Raw genomic sequence first — 16,579 nt, 5'->3', positions numbered from 1 at the left:
CGATTGGATTTGACATCGATCATGTGATCGTTCACATTGTCCCAGAGCAGCATCCTTTTCCTTCATCGTGGGTGGGTCGTCATGCGTACCGAGTCCGTCGTCCTCCGATGGATCTCGGCGCCGGTGCCGTTCGCTCGGCGGTGCGCGCCGGGGACGGCGGAGCGGCGCAACGCAGGTCGCCGGCTATCGGGTCGCCCCCTCGAGACCGCGCGAACTCTCGCGATCGCGTTCGTGCGCGAGCTCACGAGTTACGATCGTGTTTGAATCGTTCAGCGTTGAACGATGGCGGCCAGATGTAACAGGCCAGACCGGCGCCGCGCTCGATGACGGAGTGAACGCTACGGTTTCTGTTGGATGGTAGTCGCGCTGATAGCCACGGTGAACTGGCCGCTCGGTCGCCAGCGCTCAACCAGGAGAGAGCGATGACACCACCGTCTTTTTCGAGGACCGGCTCGCCGCGCCGGAGGCGGGCCCTCGGCGCGGGGCTCTGCGCTGCGGCGCTCCTGCTCGCGGGGTGCACGGGCTCCCTGGGCGCCCCGGATGAGGGCGATGGCCCCTTGCCGGGCGGCGCGGCGGCGTCGCAGGTCGCCGCGCGCAGCATGTTCCCGCGGCTGAGCCACGCGCAGTGGGAGAACACGGTGCGCGATCTCCTGCGCCTCGACGACAGGCCCGGTCTCTCGGCGTCGTTCACGACCGATCCGCTCGGCGGTGTGTTCGACAACAACGAGGCGGCGCTCCTGGTGACCCCGGGGCTCTGGGGCGATTACCAGCGCGCCGCCGAGGAGCTCGCGGCGTTGGTGACCGACGACGAGGCCAAGCTCGATCGGCTCGTGCCCGCCGACCTGCCGGCGGAGCCGGATGCGCGGGGCGAGGCGTTCGTCGAGCGGTTTGGCGAGCGGGCTTTCCGGCGCCCGCTCACGGCCGAGGAGCGGGACACATACCTCGCGCTGTTCCGCCGCGGCAAGGAGCTCTTCGACGGCGAGGACCCGTTCGTCGCGGGCGTGCGCGCGGCGCTCGAAGCGTTCTTGCAATCGCCCCACTTCGTCTACCGGGTCGAGCTCGGCGCCGGGCCGGCGAAGGGCGGGCTCATCCCGCTGAGCGGGTACGAGGTCGCGACCAAGCTCGCGTACCTCTTCTGGAACACGATGCCCTCGGACGAGCTCCTCGCGGCGGCGGAGGCGGGCGAGCTCTCCACGTCCGAGGCCGTCCGCGCCCACGCCGAGCGCATGCTCGAGGACCCGCGCGCCCGCGAGGTCGTGGGCGCGTTCCACCGGCAGCTCTACGACCACGAGCAGTACCACGACCTCAACAAGGACCAGGCGCTCTACCCCGAGTTCGTCCCCGAGATGGGCGACGACATGCAGCGCGAGGCGGAGCTGTTCGTGGAGCACATCGTCTTCGACAAGGAGGGAGGGCTCACTGACCTGCTCACCTCGCGCACCGCGTTCGTGAACGACCACCTCGCGGCGGTCTACGGCGTCGATGGCGAGTTCTCCGATGACTTCAAGCAGGTGGAGCTCGACGAGGCGGAGCGCTCGGGGCTGCTCACGCGCCTCGGCTTCCTCGCGGCGAAGGCGACGGCGCGGCAGCCGGACTCGATCCACCGGGGCGTCTTCGTGAACCTCAGGATCCTCTGCGCCTCGCTGCCGCCGCCGCCGGACAACGCGACCGGGCTGCCGCCGGGCGAGAAGGCGACCAATCGCGAGCGCGTCGAGGCGCACACGGGGAAGGGGACGTGCGGCGCGGCGTGCCACGGGACGATGATCAACCCTGCCGGGTTCGCCTTCGAGCATTACGACGCGATCGGCAAGTACCGCACGACCGACAACGGCGTTCCCGTCAACGCCGCGGATACCTACACTCTCGGCGGCGAGCCGAGGAGCTACGCGGACGCGATCGAGTTCAGCCGGGTCCTCGCCGAGAGCAGCGAGGCGCACGCGTGCTACGCGAGGCGCTGGGTCGAGTTCGCCCAGGGCCGCGAGGTGGGCGCGAAGGACCGGCAGCTCATCGACGAGCTCGGCGAGGCGTCGCACGGCGGCGCCTCGACCAAGGAGCTCATCCTCCAGATCGTCTCGTCCGCTTCCTTCCTCGCTCGCGTTCCCGCGGAGGCGCAATGATCACCCGACGACGTGTGCTTCGAGGCCTTTTTGGCGTCACGGTCGCGCTCCCGTTCCTGGAGACGTTCGCGCCCCGGCGCGCGGCGGCCGGCACGGGCGACGTGCCGCCCTTCGCGATCTTCATGCGCCAGGCGAACGGCGTGGCGCAGGCGGCCGGCGACGAGCCCGAGATGTTCTGGCCCAGCGAGACGGGCCCGCTGTCCAAGGAGTCGCTCGAGCGGGACAGCGATCGGGCGGTGAGCGAGCTCAAGGACCACGCGAGCAAGCTCATCATGGTGCGCGGCATCAACTTCGCGTTCCCGCAGAACGGGTGCGGCCACTCCGGCGGCGGCAACCAGTGCCTCACGGCCGCGCGCGTGTCGGACAACCCGAAGGGCAACGAGTCGCTCGCGATGGGCGAGTCGATTGACAACCGCATCGCGACCGAGCTCAACTCGCCGGGCGTCGAGCCGCTCACGCTCTACGCGGGCAAGATGGCTGGCTACATCAACGAGGTGCTCTCGTACCGCGGGCCGAAGCAGCTCCGCGCCGCCGAGCGCAACCCGTTCAACGCGTACCAGAAGCTCTTCGGTCTCGCGGACGTGGACACCGAGGTCCAGCAGGCGCTGACCGCGCGCCGCACCAGCGTCAACGACCTGGTGCGCAGGGACATGCAAGCGCTCATGAGCCGGAGGGACCTCAGCAAGAGCGATCGCGAGCGGCTGAAGCTCCACTTCGACAGCATCCGCGACCTCGAGGTGGCGCTCGCGTGCGAGCTGCCGGCGGAGCGGGTCGCCGAGATGGAGGCGATCTCGCCGAAGGCCGGCAGCTCCGACAACATCGAGGCCGTCGCCCGCATGCAGATGGACATCATCGCGCTCGCGATGGCGTGCGGCGTGACGCGCGCGGCGACGCTCCAGGTGGGCGACGGCAACGACGGGACCGAGTACACGATCAACGGCGTCCGGCAGAAGAGCTATCACAAGATCTCGCACCGCATCGACAGCGACGGCACCTCGGGTCCGCCGATCGAGGGCGCTCAGGAGCTGCATCACCAGATCGACCGGATCCACGCCCGGATGTTCAAGCACCTGCTCGACCGGCTCTCGTCCTACGAGCTCGGCTCGGGGACGCTCCTCGACCACGGCGTGGCGGTGTGGCTCAACGACAACGCCGACAAGTTCCACTCCTTCCGGAAGGTCCCGTACATCCTCGCCGGCGGCGCCGCGGGCTACCTGAAGACCGGCCAGTTCGTCGACGTGAAGGTCAACAACAACAAGCTGCTCAACACGATCGGCACGGCGGTCGGCTGCACCAACGGGCAGGGAGGTCCGCTCGACAACTTCGGCGACGAGAGCCTCGAAGGCGGGCTCGTCGACCCGATCATCGCCTGACGACCAGGTAATCCAATCATTTCGGAGCTCGAGCCGATGCCTGTCGGCTCGCCGCTCCAGGAATCATCAACTTCAATCGCTCAACTTGTGAAAGTCCAACATGAGTAAGAATCGTTCTTCTCGATGGCTGTGCGGCACGACCTGGATCGCGCTCGGGGTCGCGACCCTCTTTGGGTGCTCGGATGGGGGCGACGGCGGTGACGGCGGCGCGGGCGGCGCAGGGGGAGCGGGCAGCAGCAGCACCACCACCACCGCCGCCACGACCAGCTCCAGCACGACGTCGACCAGCGTGGCGACCACGAGCGCCACCGGAGGCTCGGAGGCGACCAGCTCCTCGACCACGGGCGGATCGAGCGACGGCGGCGGCGGATCGGGCAGCGCGACCACCGGAACCGGCGGAAGCGGCGGTTCTCCCAGCTCCGAGAAGTTCGTCGGCAACATCACGACGAACGGCCAGGTGCGCAACGGCTTCGCGAACTACTGGAACCAGATCACGCCCGAGAACGAGGGCAAGTGGGGCTCCGTCGAGAGGTCCCGCGGCAATCGCAACTGGGGCCCGCTCGACGCGATTTACAAGTACGCGAAGGACAACAACATCATCTTCAAGCACCACGTCTTCGTGTGGGGCGCCCAGCAACCCGACTGGATCGGGGGCATCTCCGGGTCGGAGCAGCAGGCCGCCGTGCGGGACTGGATGAAGGCGTTCTGCGAGCGCTACCCCGACACGAAGTACATCGACGTCGTCAACGAGCCGCCGCCCCACACCACGCCCTCCTACAAGAACGGCATCGGCGGCGACGGCGCCAGCGGCTGGGACTGGATCGTCAACTCCTTCAAGTGGGCTCGCGAGTTCTGCCCGCGCGCTACCTTGATCCTCAACGACTACAACAACATCGAGTACCCGAACGACCACAACAACTTCATGAGGATCGCGAAGGCGGTGATCGACGCGGGCGCCCCGGTCGACGCCCTCGGCGCGCAGGCCCACGACGCGTACAAGATCAACACCAACACCGTGAAGGACTACATCGACAAGATGGCCGCTCTGGGCAAGCCCGTCTACATCACGGAGTACGACATCGGCATCGCGGACGACAACCAGCAGAAGCGGGTGATGGAGGAGCAGTTCACGATGTTCTGGAACCACCCCGCGGTCCCCGGGATCACCCTCTGGGGTTACATCGTCGGCGCCACCTGGAGGGACAACACCGGCCTCCAGCGGCAGGACGGCACCATGCGGCCGGCCATGCAGTGGCTGATGGAGTTCCTGGATCGCGGTTGATCTCACGCTCAGGCGGTGATCCCTGACGAGCTCCCTCCGCGGAGGGAGCTCGCGCGCTCGCCGCCCGGACGCCTGCTGCCGCGCTTGCTCCAGGCCTGCTTCGGCGCCTTCCGTCTTCCCTCTTCCGTCTGTCTTCCCCGTGCTCGTCCTCCGTGCGCGTGCGCGTGCGCGCTGACGCCGGTGAATCGCGCACGCGCACGCGCACGAAGGACGGAAGACGACGGACGAAAGACGGTGTACCGATTCCGGCTGAAAACCGCTCCAGGTCGGATCAGCGCCAGCTTCAAGCCACCCACCTTCTGTCCGCCACGAGGGGAACAGGGAAGGCGACACCCTCGATCGCCGTTGACTCCCTGTCGTACACGGGCTGCTCGAGCGGGCACCCCACGCGCTGGTGTGCGTTCGACGGCGATCACACCCCCTCACCGAAGGACAAGGGCCAGCCGACGACCTGGAATCCCCGCGAGGTCTGGGACTTCTTCACGCAGTTCTGAGCCGAGGGCTCGAGCTCCTGCGCAATCCCCTCATCCGGGGGCGGAGGCCGGCGCCGAGCCACAGGCCTTCGCCCCGTCGCCGCTCACGGCTGCGCCGTCTCGACGGATTGCACGTCGAGCTGGATGAACTGACCGACGAACGGCTCTGGCGCCGGGGGGACGCCCTCCACGACCAGGTGCTTGAAGTTGGCGATCGAGATATGATTGGGATCTTCGCCCAGGAAGGACACGGTGGCTCCGCCCCGAATTGGAATGGTCTTCGTGTGGTCGATGATGAACGTGTCGTGACCCACGTTGGGGCTGTCGTTGAGGTAGTAGACCTCGGCCGGATCCGAGACAGTGATGCTGTAGACGTTGTACTCCGCGTGGTCGGGTGTACCGCCGACGCGAAAGTGCATGCCATCGGGCGTGCCGCCCCGGTACGTCTCCGGCTCGACGACGCCGCGGAGCCGGACGGTCACCTGATAGACTGTGTCGGGCGAGCCGCCGAACGTCTTCTTCTCGTCGACCCGCTTGGACGTCGCGCACTCATCACTGTTGCCAGGGTCCCGATCGCACGGGATCTCCCAGCGGAAGCCGTCGATGCTGGCGGCCGCCGCGGCCAGGTCTTCGCCGCCGCTGCCGCCGGCTCCGCCGCTGCCGCCGGCTCCGCCGCTGCCGCCGACCCCGACGGAGCTCACGCTGCTGGAGCTGGAGCTCGCGCTGCTGGAGGCGCTCGTGCTGGCGCCCGTCGCGGCTCCCCCGCCCGAGCCTCCAGCGCCGGTCGTGCTGGAGGTAGCCTGATCGCTGGGCGGGTCGGCATCGGAGCCGCAGCCAAGAAGGACCATGATTGCAGGGACCACGAGCAGAGAGATTCTCATTTTACACCCGTACGGCGAGGACGCCGGCGTGGAAGCTGGGAACACCAGAATGTGATCGTTCACATGGTGTCCGGCTCGATGTGAACGATCCTATTTTCGGTGTCAATCCCGATCGACCGGCCCGCGATTTCTTCGAGTCCGCGTGAGGATGAGGCTGGCGGGCTCCTCCGGAGCGCGGCGTCGAGAGGAGGGGAGGGGAGACGTTGAAGGAACCTCCAGGCCTGTCGATCGAGGTTGACATCGGTTATGTGAGCGTTCACAATATGCCTCAGCGTATCCTTTTGCTTCGCACCGGATGGGGCGTCCTGCGCACCGAGACCATCGTGTTCCGACCGGACTCCGCGACCGTCTCGCTCGCCCGTCTCGGAGCACGCGCATGACCATGGTCTTGATGGGGCCACACGCGCGCAGTCGAGCGCCACGGCGTCCGGCCCGCTTCGTCGGAGAGCATCCGAGCGTGAGCGCTCGGACGTCGTCTACCGCCGATCGTCTCCTCCCTCGCGAAAGACAGTCACCGCCAGATCGCCCAGCGGGCCGCCGCCGCGGAGGAGCACCCCGACGAGCAGCGCCGGAGAGTCATGAGCCGAGCGATCTGCGAACCATCGACAACACCTGAGGCAGTTTCAGGATAGCAGCAAGGATCCAGGAATGGGAACGATCAGCACATCCCTCCAACGTAAGCTTCTCACGGCGGCATTGTCGATCGGTTGCGTGACCGCGCTGCCGTCCGGCGCCCTGGCAGACAATCCCATCGTACAGACCGTTTACACCCCCGATCCTGCTCCGATGGTCTACGACGACACGGTATACCTCTATACCGGGCACGACGAAGACAGCGCGACGGACTGGTTCGGGATGAACGAGTGGAGGGTGTATTCCTCCAAGGACATGGTGAACTGGACGGACCACGGCTCACCGCTGAAATACAGCGATTTCAGCTGGGCGAAGGGAGACGCGTGGGCAGGCCAGGCCATCCACAGGAACGGTAAGTTCTACTACTACGTCCCCGTGACGAGCCGCTCGCTCAACCGGATGACCATCGGCGTGGCCGTGTCGGACAGCCCCACCGGTCCCTTCAAGGACGCCCTGGGAAAGCCGTTGATCACGGCCAACTGCGGCGACATCGATCCGACGGTGTTCATCGACGACGACGGCCAGGCCTATCTGTACTGGGGAAACCCCAGCGTGTGCTACGTGAAGCTGAACGAGGACATGACCTCCTACCAGGGAGACGTCGTGCGCGTGCCCATGACGGCGGCGAGCTTCGGGCAGCGCACCGGGAACGATGATGGCCGCCATACGACCAAGTACGAAGAAGGGCCGTGGCTCTACAAGCGCGCGGGACTGTACTACCTGGTGTATGCGGCTGGCCCTATCTCCGAGTACATCGCCTACTCCACGAGCAGCAGCCCCACCGGCCCCTGGACTTACCGGGGCGTCATCATGCCCACGGAGGGCACCAGCTTCACCAATCACTCGGGCGTCATCGACTTCAAGGGGAACTCCTACTTCTTCTATCACAATGGCGCCTTGCCGGGCGGTGGAGGGTATCACCGGTCCACGGCTGTCGAGCAGTTCACGTTCAACGCCGACGGTACATTCCCGACGATCAGGATGACCCAGGCGGGAGCGCCTGGCGTCGGCAACCTGAATCCGTATGTCATGACGGAGGCCGAGACCATCGCCTGGAGCTCCGGCGTCGAGACCGAGGCGTGCAGCGAAGGCGGGATGAACGTCGCGATGATCGAGAACGGGGACCACATCAAGGTGAAGGGCGTCGATTTCGGCACCGGCGCGGTGTCCTTCGACGCAAGGGTGGCCTCGGCGACCAGCGGCGGGAACATCGAGCTGCGCCTCGACAGCGCGACCGGCACGCTGGTGGGAACCTGCATGGTTCAGGGGACCGGCGGCTACCAGACGTGGGTCACGACGTCCTGCGCTGTCGACGGTGCGACAGGGATACACGATCTGTACCTCAAGTTCACCGGTGGAAGCGGTTTCCTGTTCAATGTCAACTGGTGGAAATTCACTCCGCTCGACGCCCCGGACCCGGATCCGACGGGCACCGGGGGTGCTCCCAACACGGGTGAAGGGGGAGCCACGGGCAGCGGCGGCTCGGGCGGGGGTGGGACCAGCAGCAGCAGCAGCAGCAGCGCGGTGACGAGCGGCAGCGGAGCCACGGCGGGCAGCGGCACGGGCGGCGCTGGCGGTACCCCTCCTGACGACGCCAGCGAGGACGAGGGCGGGTGCGCGTTCCGGGTCGAATCGGGGCCCAGCTCCCCGGCGGGCGTCATCGCCGCGTTGTTCGCGCTGGGCGCGGCCGTCGCGCGGCGGCGTCGTGCGCGAGGAGCAGCCGGGCGGAGCGGGGCCGCCGCGAACTGACGCTCAGCGCGAGCCAGCAAGCCAGGCCCGGACACGCGGGGCCGACGATGGGCTATGACACGGGCGACGCTCGTGTTAACGTTCACATCGGAGGTTCCATTATGCTTAGAAAATTCGGCGCAGGTCTGATGCTCGCCGCTGGCTCGCTGGTGCTCGCGGTCAGCTCGACCGCTGTCGCGAAGCCTTACAAGGGGGCGGAGGTCTACACGCCCACGGGCTATCTTCATGGTCGCATCGAAGTGCGCATGCGCATGGCGCGCGGGAGCGGCATCCTGTCGACCTTCTTCACCTACAAGGATGGCTCCGAGATGTCCGGAGCATTCTGGGAGGAGATCGATATCGAGGTCTTCGGGAAGGACAACGCCCGGAGCTGGCAGTCGAACATCATCACCGGGATGGGCACGAGGGTGACGTCGGAGCAGGTTCACACGGCGGACGGCTCCCTCGCGGACGGCTATCACACCTACGCGCTGGAGTGGTCGCCGGACTACGTCGCCTGGAGCATCGACGGGAGAGAGGTCAGGCGGACGACCGGCGCGCAGGTGGCCACCCTGAGGAGCCCCCAAGGCCTGCGCATGAACATGTGGTCCTCCGATGCCGTCGAATGGGTCGGAGCGTTCGACGATTCCGTCCTCCCGCAGCACCAGTTCGTCAACTGGATCAAGTACTATCGCTACAACAACGGCGGCTTCGAGCTCGATTGGCAGGACAACTTCGACTCGCTGGACGGCGCGCGATGGGGGAAGGCGGACTGGACGTTCGACGGGAACCGCGTGGACTTCGACCCGCAGAACGTGACGGTGAAAGATGGCACGCTGGTGCTGTCGCTGACACGGGAGGGGCAGACCGGGTTCACCGGGGCTGTGCCCCGCGATGAGGACACCGGGCCAGGCACCGGCGCGGGCGCGGGTGGGGCTGGGGCGACGACGACCTCCTCCGGGGCCGGCGCGGGCGGGGAGGGGGCGACGACGACCTCCTCCGTGGCCGGCGCGGGCGGGGCGGGGGCGGCGACGACCTCCTCCGGAGCCGGCGCGGGCGGGGCGGGGACGGTGACCACCGCCGCCGGGGGCGGCGACGCACCGGGCGAGGGAGGTGGGACCGGCGGAACAACGGTGGACGAGGTGATCTCCGACGCAGATTGCGGGTGCGTCGCCGCCGGAGCCAGCACCACGACGAGCTCGTGGGCCGCGGCGCTCGCCGTGGGGCTCTCCGCCCTGGCGATGCGACGGCGCCGGACCCGCGGCTGACCCTGCAGGATGCTCGGAGGCGCCGCGGGGCGCTCTCGCCGTCACGGCCGTGGCGGCGCGGGGCGCTGCGGCGCCGCTAGAAGACCGAGCACGTTGATCAAGCGAGGAATGAACCGGCAAGACGCCAAGAACGCCAAGAACGCCAAGAAGACAATCTGATCTTGGCGTCCTTGGCGTCTTGGCGGTTCAGATTTCTGCTCTTTCAGGCAGCTTCAACCGTTCATCGCGCTAGATCTTCTCCCAGCGCCCGCTCTCGGCGGAACGGAAGAGCGCGTCGATGACCCGCATGTTGCCGACCGCGACCTCGATCGGGTTCTCGACGGGGCCTCCCGTGCGGATGGCGCGCGAGAACGCCTCGCTCTGGAGGTGGTACTGGTCGACGAGGGCGAATGAGGTGTCCTTGGCCGAGCTGCAGTCCAGCGTCGAGCCGTCGTCGAGGAAGACCTTGCACGGCTGGTAGGCGGGGGCGTTGAACGGGATCTCGATCTCGATGCGCCCCTTCGTGCCGAGGGCGTTCACGCGCTGGTAGGCCACGGCCTGCGTGCTGCACGTGAACGTCAGGTGCGCGCCGCCGTAGTCGAGCAGGCCCGAGGTCAAGCGATCGGTGCCGAACTCGGGATCGCGCTCGACGAGCGCCATCGCCCGCACGGGCTCGCGCCCGAAAAGAAAGCGCGACGTGTTCACCGCGTAGCACCCGATGTCGTAGAGCGCGCCGCCCCCGACTTCCTTCCTGTTGCGGATGTTGGCGGCGTCGCGGTTGAAATACGAGAACGCCGTCTGGACGCTGACAAGGTGGCCGATCCGGCCGCTTTGCACCCAGTCCCTGGCCTGCCGCCACTGCGGGTGGTAGCGGATCATGAACGCTTCGGCGATCCGCTTGCCCGTCTCGTGCTGGACGTCGACCAGCGCCGCCGCGTCCTTGGCGCTGAGCGCGATCGGCTTTTCGCACAGGACGTGCTTGCCGGCGCGGGCCGCGCGCGCCGTCCACTTCACGTGCAGGTGGTTGGGCAGCGGGTTGTAGATGGCGTCGATCTCCGGGTCGTCGAGCAGCTCATCGTAGCTGCCGTACGCCTTCGGGATCCCGAGCGACTGCGCGGCGGTGCGCGCCTTGCCGATGTCGCGCGATGCCAGCGCGGCGAGCTGGGTCAGGGGCCCCCGCCTCATGCCGGGCAGGCTGACCTTCAACGCGAAGTTGCTCGCCCCGAGGACGCCCCAGCGCACGGGGGTGAGGTGTTCGCTCGGCTTCGAAACTTGGGCAGATGTGGACATGGGCACCTCGCAGCGCGCGGCGCTGGCGGCCGACGGCGCGTCTGTGAACGCTCGACGTGGATCGATCCGACGGGTGGGGCCAGGGGCTGGAACGAGAGCGCGCGCCCTGCGCGAGGCGCCGAGAGGGCGAGAGCAGGGCGCGGCGCCTCAGAAGGTGGCGTCACGGTGCTTGGCTTTGTACTCCGCCTTGTACAGATCGTGGCAGGTCTTGCAGCTCGCCTTGGCGCCGTCGATATCCCCCTTCTTGGCCTTCTCCGCGCCTTCCTTCGAGATCGCGACCCACTTCGACATCCCGGGCGGCGGCTTCGACGCCACGTAGTCCAGCGCCGACGCGATCTTCGCGCCGTCGCCGCTCGTGGTCGCAGCCTGCATCACCGTCTTCATCCAGCCCTGCATGGGACAGGCTTTCTGTCCTTTTGCGCCGCAGCCGAAATCCTTCCCCTCGGCGACCGATGCAGGGACGTCCGCCGTCCCCTCCGCGGCCCATGCTGCGCCCGTGAAGCCGCCCGCAAAGCCGCCTGCAAAGCCGATGCCGACGCTCATCACCACGGCACCCATCAGCTTCATGCTCATCGACATATGACGTCTCCTGATCAGGTAAAAGTAAAGCTCAGCTACCTCATCGCAGCTCTGCAAATGTGAGCGTTCACATTGCGTCCGTCAATCGAAATCGGCCGGTGCGGGGGGCGCGCTCCTGGCCGGAGCGCGCGCCGGGGTCGCCGCGCACAAGAGGCGATACGCAGGGCGCCAGCCACCTGCGGCATCGAGCGCCAGCCGGTCGGTGCGGCGGTCGGCGTCGAGCGAATTGCGCTGGCGATCACCGCGATCCTGCGTCCGCCCCCCTGACGCGGCGCTCCAGAGGAACCCGGCAGCTTTGTCCTCACCTTCGGGCTCGACGAGCCCCGTCGGGCCCGGTCGATTGAGTTTGACACAAGAAATGTGATCGTTCACATTCGGCAGGGGGTATCATGGGCTTCGCGGCGCGAGCCGTTGCTCGAGGCATGGTCGCCATGTGCGGGTCCGTGCGTCGCTCCCGCCCTTTGTCTTATCGGAGAGCAAGATGAAGAAGCCGTCCTGGCACGTGCTCCGTTCCTCAACAGAAGTCGCCGCCGTTTGTGCGCTCGCGTTCGCGGCCGCGTGCACGGGCGCGCTGGGTGATTCGGTGGATGACGCTGGGGGATCCTCCGCCGGCGACGATGGACCATCGACAGGCTCGACCCCTCCGGCGTTCCAGCCCGCGGCCGGGATGCTGCGTCGTTTGACGAGAACGCAATTTCGCAATGCAGTGCGCGACGTGTTCGGCGTGGAAGTCGATGTCAATCAGCTCGACTCCGACAGCTGGAATGGAAACTTCGCGGTCATCGGCGCCGCGACCGTCGTGACCTCGGAGCGAGGTGTCGAGCAGTACCACACGGCCATCGAGAAGGCCGTGGACGCGGTGTTCGCGGATTCGGCGAAGCGGGACCAGTTCATCGGCTGCACGCCCAGCGGCGCGCAGGACGACGCTTGCGCGCGCGGTTTCATCGAGTCGCTGGGGCTTCGAGCGTGGCGCCGCCCGCTCGAGACAGCAGAGGTCGACCGGCTCGCGGCGGTCGCCAACAAGGCCGCGACCGAGCTCGAGAGCGCCGTCGAGGGGGTCCGCTGGGCGACGGTGGCTCTCTTCACGTCGCCGAACTTTCTGTATCGCCCCGAGCTCGGCGCTCCGAGCGCCGATGGGTCGCTTCGCTTGACGGGTTACGAGATGGCGTCCCGGCTCGCGTTTCTCGTGTGGAACAGCCTGCCGGACGAGGAGCTGCTCGACCAGGCCGCGAGCGGGGAGCTCGCGACGGTGGAGGGCGTTCGCGCCGCGGCGACGCGGCTGCTCGACGCGCCCGCCGGGCGCGAGGCCGTCGGCGCCTTCGCCGAAGAGTACATGCGGCTGGATCGAGTCGGCACGCAGGCAAAGGACGCGGAGCTGTTTCCGGAGTACGACGCCGCGCTGCAAGCGGCGATGGTCCGCGACATGCGAGGCACCTGGGAGGTCCTCGCGTTCGATGATCAAGCGAGCGCGCTCGACCTGTTCTCGACCACGAAGGCCGTCGTCAACTCGGAGCTCGCCGAGCTCTACGGCCTCGACACGGCCGGGCTGAGCTCGAGCACCTTCGAGGTCCGCTCGTTGCCCGCGGACGGCCCGCGCGTCGGGATCCTCGGCAAGGTCGGCTTCCTCTCGCAGTTCGCGAACCAGAAAGAAGGTTCGCCCACGCTGCGCGGCAAGTTCCTGCGGGAGGCCCTCATGTGCGAGCCCGTCCAGCCGCCGCCTGGGAACATCGCCCTCGAGCTCCCGGAGCCGCCTGCGGACAGGCCCCTCACCAAACGTCAGCGGCTCGAGAACCACCGGACCGCTCCTGCCTGCGCCGCCTGCCACGCGTACATGGACCCGCTCGGCCTGCCGCTCGAGACGTTCGACGCGATCGGCCGTTACCGCACGACCGACCACGGCCTGCCGATCGACCCGAGCGGCGACTTCGACGGGGCGCCGGTGGCCGACGCGCGCGAGCTCGGCACGACCGTCAGCGCGAGCGACAAGGTCGCCCGATGCCTCGTCCGCAAGTACTACTCGTATGCAGCAGGCCACGAAGAGCGAGCCGTGGACGGCAGCGTGGTGAACACGCTGGCCACTTCGTTCGAGGCGTCGGGGTTCAAGCTGCGCGAGCTGGTCCTCGACGTCGTGACGAACAAGGCCTTCTCGACCGTCGCCCCCCAACCCTGAACGCACGGTGCCCTCCATGACCAAGAAAGCTTTGGACCGACGAACCGTACTCCGGGGCCTGCTGGCGACGGGCGCCGCCGTCACCATCCCGCTGCCGCTGCTGGAGATCATGCTGAACGAGAGCGGCACGGCGCTCGCCCAGCCGAGAACGCCGGTTGCGCCGCTCTACGTCACGTGGTTCTTCGGGAACGGCACGCTGCCCGGTCGCTGGAAGCCGGCGCGCACGGGCTCCGGCTCGGCGTGGGAGCTCAGCCCCCAGCTCCAGCCGCTCGCGGACCACAAGTCGTATCTCACGGTGATCAGCGGGCTCGAGAACAAGCTCGTGGTCTCCGGCTTCGAGCACCCCACGGGGTCGGCGGGGGCCACGACCGGCGCGCCGCTCAGCGGGAACGCCGTCCGGGCCCCGTCCATCGACCAGGTCGTCGCGGACCTCAACTCCGAGGGGGCGCCGTACCGCTCTCTCGAGGTGGGATTGACGCCGGCGACGCCGGGCGGCCCTCAGGACTCGCTGCACACGGTCTCGCACAAGGGGCCGAACTCGCGCAACAACCCGGAGTTCGATCCGAGGGCCGTGTTCAATCGGCTGTTCATGGGCGGCACGCCCGTGCCCAACGACGACGGGGCGGACCAGGCCGCGAAGCTCGCGAACGTCCGGAAGAGCGTGCTCGACTCGATCCTGCAAGACGGCGCGAGCCTGCAGCAGCGGCTCGGGGCGGCCGACAAGCAGCGCGTGGAGCAGCACCTCGAGTCGATCCGCGCCATCGAGCGGCGCCTCGAGACGACGACCTCCGGCGGCGGCACGCCGTCCGCGTGCAGCAGCCCCACGGCCCCCACCGCCGGCAAGGACTCGCAGAGCGAAGCGCCCCCGAAGGTGAACTCCGCCATGGTCGAGCTCTCGGCGCTCGCGCTCGCCTGCGAGCGGACCCGCGTGCTCTCGTTCATGTTCTCGCTCCCCGCCGCGCACGTCTACTACCGGCACCTCGCGCAGGACATGAACGACGACTTCCACGACACCATCTGCCACGGGGATGCCGGAGATCAATCGAGCCAGCCTCGCGTCGACAAGGGCGTGATCTACACGATGCGCTGCCTGAACGAGTTCTTGACGAAGCTCAAGAGCACGCCACACGGCAGCTCGAACCTGCTCGACAACACGCTCGTGTTCGTCACGTCCGACACCGCCTGGGGCAAGGTGCACACGAAGGCCGAATGGCCGGTGCTCCTTGCGGGGAAGGCCGGAGGCCGGCTGCGCGGCGACGAGCATCACAACTTCCCCGGCGACAACCTGAGCAAGGCGCTCCTGACGGTCGCCCAGATCATGGGCTCGAAGGCGACGGAGATCGGCCTCGACGCGGGGCGGGTCACGTCACCGCTCGCGGGCATCCAGGTCTGAGCGCGGCGTCGCCGCGCCTGGAAGAGGTGCTCTGTCAACGCCCGCGCGCCCGCGCGCTCGCCCACCTGCACGCGCCACCCCATCGTCCCCGGATCGAGGACAACCTACCTCGCGATCGAGCGGCCCGCTGCCGCGACACACGCCGACCGCGCCGCGAGCCAGCGGCGGCGACCGTCCACCTACGCTCGAAGAGTTGAATGGATATGCTTCGCTGCCGCTTCAGCGACCAAGGTGCTGGAGTAGACGGCCCGACCAGCGGCTGCGCTCGACGCTGCGCCCAGCCGCGTAGCGGGGCTGGACGGCTGGGCGCTCTCCGACTGATTCGCAAGTCGTCGTGCCATCGATTGAATCATGTCCTACGTTCTCTTGCAGGCGCGTCTCAAACGTAGGATACTGGCTCTATGAACTGGAGTCCTTCATCCGCTACACCGCGGCTCGTCTGCGCGAGCCGCACCGTCATCGATCACCCCCATCCCGGTCCCGATACCGCAGGTACGCGGAGCAGCTGCGCAATGCCGGCGATGGCTCTGCTTGCGCTCCTGCTTGCGGTCGCCGGATGCAGCAGCACCGAGACGGGCGGCGCGGGGGGGACCGGGGGAACCGCGGGAGCAGCGCCGGGCGATACCGGTACGCAGGCCGCCGCGTCGGGCCCGGGTGGCGGCGGTGGCGCAGGTGGCGGCGGCGGCTCGGGTGGCGGCGGTGGCGCGGGTGGCGGCGGCGGCGCGGGTGGCGGCGGCGGCGCGGGTGGTGGCGGCGGCGATGCCGCTCCCGATCTGGCCAGCTATGCGAGCGGGTTGGACAAGCTGTTTGTCGATGCCCAGTGCGACCCGTCGACGCCCTTGCCGCTGGCCCGCATGGCGACGTGCAATCATCCGCCCGGTACCCAGCGCATCGAGAAGCAGGTGACCTTCGGCGGCGACCCGGGCACGACGTACTCGGTCAAGCTGCGGGTGCGCGGGATCTGGGAGCCGACGGACATCGTGGGGGGGGAGATGCCCATGAAGCCGTTCATGATCGGCGGCAGCATTGGCCCCGGCGACGCCATCAATTACCAGCAATATTCGATCGAGGTGAGCGAGCCGCGCCAGACGTACTGGCTGAACAATTACCAGTACCGCGCTCACGACATTCACAAGGAGGACTACGAGGCGACGATCCAGGTCAACGGCGGCGCCATGGTCAAGGTGGTGATGAACGACGGCAACGAACGCCAGATCGCCAACTGGACCAAGGACTATTTCGAGGGGCTGCCACCGTACGACACGGCGCCGACCATCGGCCAGATGCTGCGCCTGGACGTTGTGTCGGTGAGCGAGTAGGGCGTATCGGCAAACCGGCTGCGCGCCCCGAACCGTCGCTCGCCTTCCCTCGAACCGCCGAGGATTACTGGGGCGGGCTCGCTAGCTTCGGGGC

At 67.9% G+C, this 16,579-nt stretch carries 11 protein-coding genes; 8 read left to right on the top strand and 3 right to left on the bottom strand.

Annotated features, from left to right (window positions below; all coding sequences use genetic code 11):
- Positions 1-422: 422 nt before the first annotated feature.
- The 3 genes from WME85_RS28465 (at position 423) to WME85_RS28455 (ending at position 4,772) form a co-directional block, all read left to right on the top strand.
- Entirely contained in the window at positions 423-2,117 is a 1,695-nt protein-coding gene (locus WME85_RS28465; RefSeq protein WP_437825627.1) for a DUF1592 domain-containing protein, read from the top strand.
- Between the two features lie 14 nt (positions 2,118-2,131).
- On the top strand, positions 2,132-3,490 hold the full coding sequence (locus WME85_RS28460; protein ID WP_437825625.1) for a DUF1552 domain-containing protein: 1,359 nt from the start codon (positions 2,132-2,134) through the stop codon (positions 3,488-3,490).
- 100 nt (positions 3,491-3,590) lie between these two features.
- On the top strand, positions 3,591-4,772 hold the full coding sequence (locus WME85_RS28455) for an endo-1,4-beta-xylanase (RefSeq protein WP_437825622.1): 1,182 nt from the start codon (positions 3,591-3,593) through the stop codon (positions 4,770-4,772).
- A gap of 577 nt (positions 4,773-5,349) precedes the next feature.
- On the opposite strand, the gene WME85_RS28450 is transcribed toward WME85_RS28455, so the two are convergent.
- Positions 5,350-6,126, bottom strand: a complete 777-nt coding sequence (locus tag WME85_RS28450; protein WP_437825620.1) for a hypothetical protein — start codon at positions 6,124-6,126, stop codon at positions 5,350-5,352.
- 648 nt (positions 6,127-6,774) lie between these two features.
- On the opposite strand from WME85_RS28450, the gene WME85_RS28445 reads away from it, so the two are divergent.
- Positions 6,775-8,508: a glycoside hydrolase family 43 protein gene (locus WME85_RS28445; RefSeq protein ID WP_437825617.1), complete on the top strand. Its 1,734-nt coding sequence runs from the start codon at positions 6,775-6,777 to the stop codon at positions 8,506-8,508.
- A gap of 101 nt (positions 8,509-8,609) precedes the next feature.
- Complete coding sequence (locus tag WME85_RS28440; RefSeq protein ID WP_437825615.1) at positions 8,610-9,755, top strand: family 16 glycosylhydrolase; 1,146 nt, start codon at positions 8,610-8,612, stop codon at positions 9,753-9,755.
- Between the two features lie 228 nt (positions 9,756-9,983).
- Here the strand turns inward: WME85_RS28440 and WME85_RS28435 are convergent, their stop codons facing one another.
- Positions 9,984-11,024, bottom strand: coding sequence for a Gfo/Idh/MocA family protein (locus WME85_RS28435; protein ID WP_437825613.1), 1,041 nt, complete (start codon positions 11,022-11,024; stop codon positions 9,984-9,986).
- A gap of 147 nt (positions 11,025-11,171) precedes the next feature.
- A complete protein-coding gene (locus WME85_RS28430; protein ID WP_437825612.1) occupies positions 11,172-11,660 on the bottom strand; it encodes a hypothetical protein in 489 nt (162 codons plus the stop codon).
- Positions 11,661-12,084: 424 nt separating this feature from the next.
- On the opposite strand from WME85_RS28430, the gene WME85_RS28425 reads away from it, so the two are divergent.
- From WME85_RS28425 to WME85_RS28415, 3 genes are all read left to right on the top strand, one after another.
- The gene (locus WME85_RS28425; protein ID WP_437825610.1) at positions 12,085-13,773 is read left to right on the top strand and encodes a DUF1592 domain-containing protein; all 1,689 of its coding nucleotides are present in this window, start codon (positions 12,085-12,087) and stop codon (positions 13,771-13,773) included.
- Between the two features lie 31 nt (positions 13,774-13,804).
- Complete coding sequence (locus WME85_RS28420; protein WP_437825608.1) at positions 13,805-15,166, top strand: DUF1552 domain-containing protein; 1,362 nt, start codon at positions 13,805-13,807, stop codon at positions 15,164-15,166.
- A 512-nt stretch (positions 15,167-15,678) separates the two neighbouring features.
- Entirely contained in the window at positions 15,679-16,485 is an 807-nt protein-coding gene (locus WME85_RS28415; RefSeq protein ID WP_437825606.1) for a hypothetical protein, read from the top strand.
- Positions 16,486-16,579 lie beyond the last annotated feature (94 nt).

Source organism: Sorangium sp. So ce1153, from assembly GCF_051521595.1.
Lineage (GTDB): Bacteria > Myxococcota_A > Polyangia > Polyangiales > Polyangiaceae > Sorangium.
This window is presented reverse-complemented; position numbering and strand designations above follow the sequence as displayed.

What these genes read in the sequence shown, in the direction of transcription:
- WME85_RS28465 (WP_437825627.1), top strand. Translation starts at nt 423, where the DNA reads ATGACACCACCGTCTTTTTCGAGGACCGGCTCGCCGCGCCGGAGGCGG.
- WME85_RS28455 (WP_437825622.1), top strand. Translation starts at nt 3,591, where the DNA reads ATGAGTAAGAATCGTTCTTCTCGATGGCTGTGCGGCACGACCTGGATC.
- WME85_RS28450 (WP_437825620.1), bottom strand. Translation starts at nt 6,126, where the DNA reads ATGAGAATCTCTCTGCTCGTGGTCCCTGCAATCATGGTCCTTCTTGGC.
- WME85_RS28445 (WP_437825617.1), top strand. Translation starts at nt 6,775, where the DNA reads ATGGGAACGATCAGCACATCCCTCCAACGTAAGCTTCTCACGGCGGCA.
- WME85_RS28440 (WP_437825615.1), top strand. Translation starts at nt 8,610, where the DNA reads ATGCTTAGAAAATTCGGCGCAGGTCTGATGCTCGCCGCTGGCTCGCTG.
- WME85_RS28435 (WP_437825613.1), bottom strand. Translation starts at nt 11,024, where the DNA reads ATGTCCACATCTGCCCAAGTTTCGAAGCCGAGCGAACACCTCACCCCC.
- WME85_RS28425 (WP_437825610.1), top strand. Translation starts at nt 12,085, where the DNA reads ATGAAGAAGCCGTCCTGGCACGTGCTCCGTTCCTCAACAGAAGTCGCC.
- WME85_RS28415 (WP_437825606.1), top strand. Translation starts at nt 15,679, where the DNA reads ATGCCGGCGATGGCTCTGCTTGCGCTCCTGCTTGCGGTCGCCGGATGC.